At 47.9% G+C, this 328-nt stretch carries 1 protein-coding gene; it reads right to left on the bottom strand.

Annotated features, from left to right (window positions below):
- Nucleotides 1-22: 22 nt before the first annotated feature.
- Entirely contained in the window at nt 23-181 is a 159-nt protein-coding gene (locus tag PGX78_RS09230; protein ID WP_270446673.1) for a hypothetical protein, read from the bottom strand.
- Nucleotides 182-328: the final 147 nt, after the last annotated feature.

The raw sequence follows: 328 nt of genomic DNA, 5'->3' as shown, positions 1-328 counted from the left end.
GCTGTATAAGGCAGGTCTTTTTTTATTCACAGCCCAATTTACCGCAAGCATCGGCACGACAACGACTGCAATGCGTCATTTGTTTCATCGAACCGCTGATAAATTGCCGTACTCGGTGTATATCTTCCTTAGACGGTGTTTCAATGCCGGCAAAGCGGAAGGTATGGAAAATATCCATCATAAAGAAATGGTTCTTACGGCCCGTTTCTTAAACGGAATCTCCGACCTGTCCGGACTGTCCGTTGCCGGCAAAACGGATTTACAAAACCGTACGGCCGTCGTATCCGTTGCCGCTAAAGAGATGGATAACTCGGCAGTGGCCTTCAAG

Origin of the sequence: Megasphaera sp. AF13-6AC (genome assembly GCF_027685385.1) — a bacterium.
In the GTDB taxonomy this organism is placed as follows: domain Bacteria; phylum Bacillota; class Negativicutes; order Veillonellales; family Megasphaeraceae; genus Megasphaera; species Megasphaera micronuciformis.
This window is presented reverse-complemented; position numbering and strand designations above follow the sequence as displayed.